Raw genomic sequence first — 5,495 nt, forward strand, 5'->3', positions numbered from 1 at the left:
TTGAGGAAGGCCGCCAACTGGCGCACGGCCCGGACATAGGCGGTGCGCGTCTTGGGCGAGAGCTTGCGCATGCGCATGTCCTCGATCATGCGTTGGCGCAGCGGCGAGGCGGTTTGGGTCGAAGAAGTCATGGTCCTGCTCCTGTCGAAAAACGAGGCGGATTGCCTCGGTCCTCAACATAGACAGGGACGCAATGATTGCCACTCCCGCGGCCTCAGCGGCGGGCTACCGCGCGAGCGGTTTCGTCCTGTGGCCGAAGGCGGGCGGCTACCGCGAGGCGCCGTATTCGCGGCGCCAGGCGCCTGCATCGTCTGCAGCGGCCATCTTCCAGGCTGCGAAGTCTGGGAATGAGTATTGCCGGCCCGAGCCGTCAACGACCAAAATCAAAACCCCGGGGTTTCCCGACGGGTCATCCCCATTGAAGCAGGCCGCGTTGCCTCCCCCAGTCGATGTCGTGCAKMGAGGCGACACACCCGCTACGATGACGCCATCATGGGCGTGCCGATGACACCGGCTCACGAGCGGACTGCAGACGGCGGCAGCGATGACCCAGTCGACCGCGGTCACACTCAGATGGCGCGATGCCGAMCCTGCCCGTCGGGATAGACGAACGGCACCTTGCGCGCGCGATCGTCGATGAAGAAATCGAACGGATTGATCGCGTTGATCTCGACCGCGAGCTCGACCAGCACGTCGAGCTCGGAGACCGCTTGCCCGGCCTTGAACRTGACGCGCGCGACGCGATYGCCGTGCGGATCGCGCAGCCAGTGCAGGCRATGCTCCGGCTCGACCAGCAGCTGATAGCTCTCGATCCGCGCGCGCGTGTGATYGGCCGGCCGCAACCGGATCAGCTGCGGGCCTAGCAGCGCCGGTCTCGGATAGTGGTAGCGGCTGCGAKGCTGGACGACGACGCGCACGCAGCGTTCTTACCACCTACCCGCGCCATGGGGTGATGCGCGGTAACCATCGCCTCACGTTCGCCCGGTAGCGCTTGTACTCGTCGCCGAACTGCTCGCCCAGCGCAGGCTCTTCGTAGGCGACAACGAACRAGAAGAATCCGGCCCACACGATCGCGCTGTACTCCAGCACCGTGACGCTCCCGAACAGGAGGCCCTGGCCGGCGATCAACGCCGTGACTGCGACGTACATCGGATTGCGGACGTAGCGATAGAGCCCGGTGACGACGAGGCGCTTGGGAGGCATCACGGGCGCCGGTGTGCCGAGGCCCTGCAACGCGAAGCGAGCGAACGAATCGAGCAAGATRGGCAACCCGGCGACGATCAGGGCGGCGCCGAGCACGCGCGCGATCGGGAATAGCGGAGGCGCGAAGTGCCAGTGCGTGAGGTACCAAGGGACGTACACGGCGAGCGTGCCCGGAGCGATGACCAGGAAGATCGCGGAACCGATGATCGCGGCGGCGCGCTGCACGATAGGATCATACTCAACGCCRCCGCGAATCGTGCGGATTGGGCGAGCGCTGGCGTCGCGTGATGTCCTGCGCGAGGGTSTAGTSGCGGTTCTTCGGCATGTCCCGAGCGTGGCAGAGCGCCCGGGACGCCTCCAGTGCATCAGCTAGATAATGCCGCCGCTTCGATAAAGGCCCGCCGACGCGAGCCTTTATCAATGGGCCGGCCCTGCGTGGTGGTCGTGGCACGCAGGGCATCGCGCCTCGACCTGGCCGTCTGCGGTGCTGCGCGCTTGGAGCACACCGGCGCCGCAGTGGCCGCAGCCGAACGCCGTCGAGGTCCATTGCACGGGCGGCCGCTCGCCGGTGGCCCTAAGCCAAGTGACCAGGGTCGCTGCCGGCCATACCGCGACGGCCGCACGTGGCCGCGCCAGGGCCCAATCCTGGCCGCTGGGCGCGCCCTGGCAAGCTGGGCAATGGTGGCGAAGCGTGCCGCGCATCTCGCGCGCCAGCAGCCCCTCATGGCCGCACGCCGGGCAGGCGATGACCAGCCGGCCATGATGCGCGCTCCATGCCGTGTTGCCGGGCCGGGTCGCACTCAAACGCGAGCCGCTGCGCAGCCGCATCGCGACGACGCCCACGGCCTCTGCCGCATGGCGAGCCTCAACCGCGTGGTGCACAACTTCACCGACCGCTGTCTCGGTCGCGATCGCGAAATTGTTCAAGGGCTCGAAGTGTGCGGGCGGTTTGTCCTTGGCGTTGCGGCCGATTTGCCATTCGCGCTCGCGGTTGTAGCAACTGACGCAGATGCCGAACTGCTGGATCACGCGCAGGTCGGTCCTTCCGCAGCGCAGGCATTCGCGCGAGGGCGCGCGTGTCGCTGGGCCCATCGCTGCGCCCGGCGGCGACGTGCGCCCGTGGTGCTCGCGGCCGACGAAGCATCCGCAGCAGGTCGTGCCGCTGGCCGCCGCGTTCCATCGGTCGGCGCAGGCGGTCTGCGATAGCACGGCGCTCAGGCGCTCGCATTTGAAGTACACCCCGGGCGCTCCAGCGGGGGCTGGAACGACCTTGACGCCCTCGATCATTCGGCGGCGGTCGCGGTGGTGCCGGCAAGGGCGCGCTGGCTCAGGATCGCGCCCACCTTGATGACGTCGGCCATCGACCGCCCGTGCTCCCGCACGATCGTGCGAAGGCGGCGGGCGGTATCGCGGTTGACGGTGATGGTGAGGCTGRCGGCCCCCTTCAGGGCAAGGCGCTGGCGGAATTCGCGCGAGCGCTGCGTGGCGAACTTTGCGGTCATGCGGCTTCGTTCATGCAACGTGTGAAGCCATGAAGCTTGTTGTCACGACCGTTGCCGGAAACGCCGACGGCCATCGTCGGCGCCGAGTCGCGCCGGCTATCCATCCCGGTCACGGACAATGTGGCCTTGATCGCAACCTACCTGCGAGTGCCGGGACAACCAAATGAAGGAAGTACCACAAGAACCTGCCGCCCCTCCCCCGATCTCGACGACAGGGGCTAGAGCAACCACACCTCCCGCGGAGGGCGAGCGTCGCGCCCAGCGCGGCTACGGACGCCAATACCAGTCGGCGGCCGCGGCCATTTACGCGGAACTCGAGCGTGGCGATCTCCTCTGGGTAGGCTTGGCCTATCGCGCTGCCGGCATCGCGGATGACCTCGTCCTGGGATTCGAGGGGCGCGTCATTGGATATCAATTCAAGGCGTCCCGTTTTCCCGAAAAGTTCACGCTGGGCACGCTTCTGATGGGTGCAAACGGCCTGTTCAAGCCGCTCGTTGACGCATGGCAGTCCCTGAGGAGCGCCCACCCCGACGAGGCGGTAGAGATCCGCCTAGTCACCAATGACTACCCTTCCACCAGCGACACGGTGGCCCCGGGCGCCGATGGCCACAGCGCCGCGTTCTTGGCCGAGTTCGAGCAGCATCCGGGGCGGAGCCTCTCTGAGTGGCGCGCGTCGCGATGGCAAGCCTTCGTTGACTCGCTGTGCAACGTTGCCGGCCTGGACGAGCCCACCTTCGAGCGATTCCTTCAAGTATTTCGTCTACTGCACGGCTCGGCGGCTGATTTCGTGCAACTCCACCGACTTTCTATCGAAGGTGCACGGCTCGCCAACGATGTCGCGAAGCTATTGCCGCAGCTGGTAGCCGATGCCCGCAACAAGGACCGATGGACGCGAGCGGAGCTGCTGTACGAGCTTAAATGGCGCGACAGCGCGATCACCCACCACAGCCATCTTTTCCCGGTGGGAGCGCACGTGCAGCGCAACGTTGACACCGAGGACGCGCTGCGCCACGCCATCCGGGCCGCGACGAGTGGCTATGTTGCCCTGATCGGCCCGCCGGGCGCCGGCAAGTCCACTTTGCTGCAAACCTCCCTAGCGACGGAACGGGGAGTGCTAGTGGTGCGCTACCTAGCCTACGTCCCTGGCGTGGGCCAAGGCGTGGGACGCGGCGAGGCCGATGACTTTCTGGAGGACATTGCCACCCAGCTCAAGAACAGCGGCTTGGTGGGCGTGCGGTTTCGAGACGAGACGCTGCCTGAGCGACGCGAGCAGTTCGCCGCGCTCCTGCGGCAGGCGGCCGTGCGATACCAAATGGATGGGGTGCGCACTCTGATCGTCGTTGATGGACTGGACCATGTCCCGCGCGAGGAAAAGCCGCAGCGCTCGTTCCTCGCCGAACTGCCGTTGCCCGAGTCCATCCCGGAAGGGGTGCTGTTTGTGCTGGGTACGCAGCAGCTGAACCTTCAGGACCTAAAGCCCGCGGTGCGAGATCAAGCCGATGCGGACAGCCGCAAGGTTCTCGTCTCGCCCCTCAGTCGCGAGGCCGTCCATCGCATGGCCGACCTGCTTGTGCTCGATCCCGCAATACCCCGCGACCGATTGTTCGAACTGTCCCATGGTCATCCCCTGGTCACGCGCTACCTCATCGAGGCGCTGCGCGATGCCGACGCGCAGGCGCGCGAAGCCCTGCTGGACGGAGCCATGACCTTTGCGGGCGACATCGAGACCGTCTACCACTCGGCCTGGCGAGGCATCCACGACGACGATGAGGCGCGGGATGTGCTGGGCTACATTGCCCGCGCCGAGGGCCCGATGCCGCTGGAACTGCTGGCCCGGACTATTCCCGAGTCTGCCATCGAGCGTGCACTCAAATCGGCTCGCCATCTGCTGACCGAAAACTCGTTGGGTTGGAGCGTGTTTCACAACAGCTTCCGTCTGTTCATCTTGGAGCAGCGGCGGCTTCGGCTCGGCATGGTGGACACGGCCTACTCCACGCAGGTGTACCGCGCATTGGCAGTCCTCGCCCGAGCCGCACCTGCGGACACGCCCCAGCGCTGGTTGGAGCTGCGCTACTTCGCCCGCGCAAGGGATCACGCTGAGGTGCTGCGGCTGGCGCAGCCGGCACGATTTCGGCGCCAGCTTTCCGAGGGGCGGTCCCCCAACGAACTGCAGGCGGACATCCGCCTGGCGCTGGGCGCCGCCAAAGCGACGCACGACGCGACAGTCGCCGTACGGCTGCTGCTGGCCCGCGATGAGATCGGACGGCGATCGACGGCGCTAGAGCAAGCCACGAGCCTCACGGAGGCCTTGCTGGCGGTGGGCGACATTGACGCTGCGCAGACCTTCGCCGAGGAGTACGGAAGCGACGGCTACCGAGTCGTTGATGCACTGCTTGCCGCAGGAGAGGACATCCGCGCGAAGAACCTTTTCGACAATCTGGAGCCACTGCAACAGCTGCTCACGGGCCAGCTCAACAACGATGGCTTTCAACACAACCAGTCCAAGTTTACCCAGTGGGCACGACGTGTGTTCCGTTTCAGGGACATCGAGCAGATCAAGCAGGCGATCGAGCGACTATCGATCGCCGGGGTCGGCCAAGCTGCCGGCGAGCGCGACGACGCGGAGGCGGAGCTCGCCGCGATTTTGCGGCAGGAGGTTGTCCTCGCGATCATCGCCGCGCGCCCGGACGCRAACGCGGCCGAATTGATCGAGCAATTTGGTCTAAGCATCGACTGCCTACCAGATCTGTTGGTCCACGCTGGCCTTTGCGCATACAAGCAGAATTCGCG

The 5,495-nt window shown here is 66.2% G+C and carries 6 protein-coding genes; 1 reads left to right on the forward strand and 5 read right to left on the reverse strand.

All coding sequences use genetic code 11. The annotated features are described in order from the left end of the window. From AC1D2E_RS34450 to AC1D2E_RS34470, 5 genes are all read right to left on the reverse strand, one after another. A partial coding sequence (locus AC1D2E_RS34450) for a phage integrase N-terminal SAM-like domain-containing protein (RefSeq protein ID WP_478201568.1) occupies positions 1 to 131 on the reverse strand: 131 nt, incomplete at its 3' end. A gap of 438 nt (positions 132 to 569) precedes the next feature. Next, the gene (locus AC1D2E_RS34455; RefSeq protein ID WP_478201563.1) at positions 570 to 917 is read right to left on the reverse strand and encodes a transglutaminase N-terminal domain-containing protein; all 348 of its coding nucleotides are present in this window, start codon (positions 915 to 917) and stop codon (positions 570 to 572) included. Between the two features lie 16 nt (positions 918 to 933). Beyond that, positions 934 to 1,428: a methyltransferase family protein gene (locus AC1D2E_RS34460; RefSeq protein WP_478201564.1), complete on the reverse strand. Its 495-nt coding sequence runs from the start codon at positions 1,426 to 1,428 to the stop codon at positions 934 to 936. Between the two features lie 192 nt (positions 1,429 to 1,620). Further along, complete coding sequence (locus AC1D2E_RS34465) at positions 1,621 to 2,232, reverse strand: hypothetical protein (RefSeq protein ID WP_478201565.1); 612 nt, start codon at positions 2,230 to 2,232, stop codon at positions 1,621 to 1,623. A gap of 254 nt (positions 2,233 to 2,486) precedes the next feature. After that, positions 2,487 to 2,705 carry a hypothetical protein gene (locus AC1D2E_RS34470; protein WP_478201566.1) on the reverse strand — a complete coding sequence of 73 codons (219 nt, stop codon included), beginning with the start codon at positions 2,703 to 2,705 and terminating at the stop codon, positions 2,487 to 2,489. Between the two features lie 343 nt (positions 2,706 to 3,048). Here AC1D2E_RS34470 and AC1D2E_RS34475 point away from each other — a divergent pair. Further along, on the forward strand, positions 3,049 to 5,495 hold a 2,447-nt coding region (locus AC1D2E_RS34475; RefSeq protein WP_478201567.1), incomplete at its 3' end, for an ATP-binding protein.

The organism is Variovorax sp. P1_H2 (assembly GCF_056405295.1).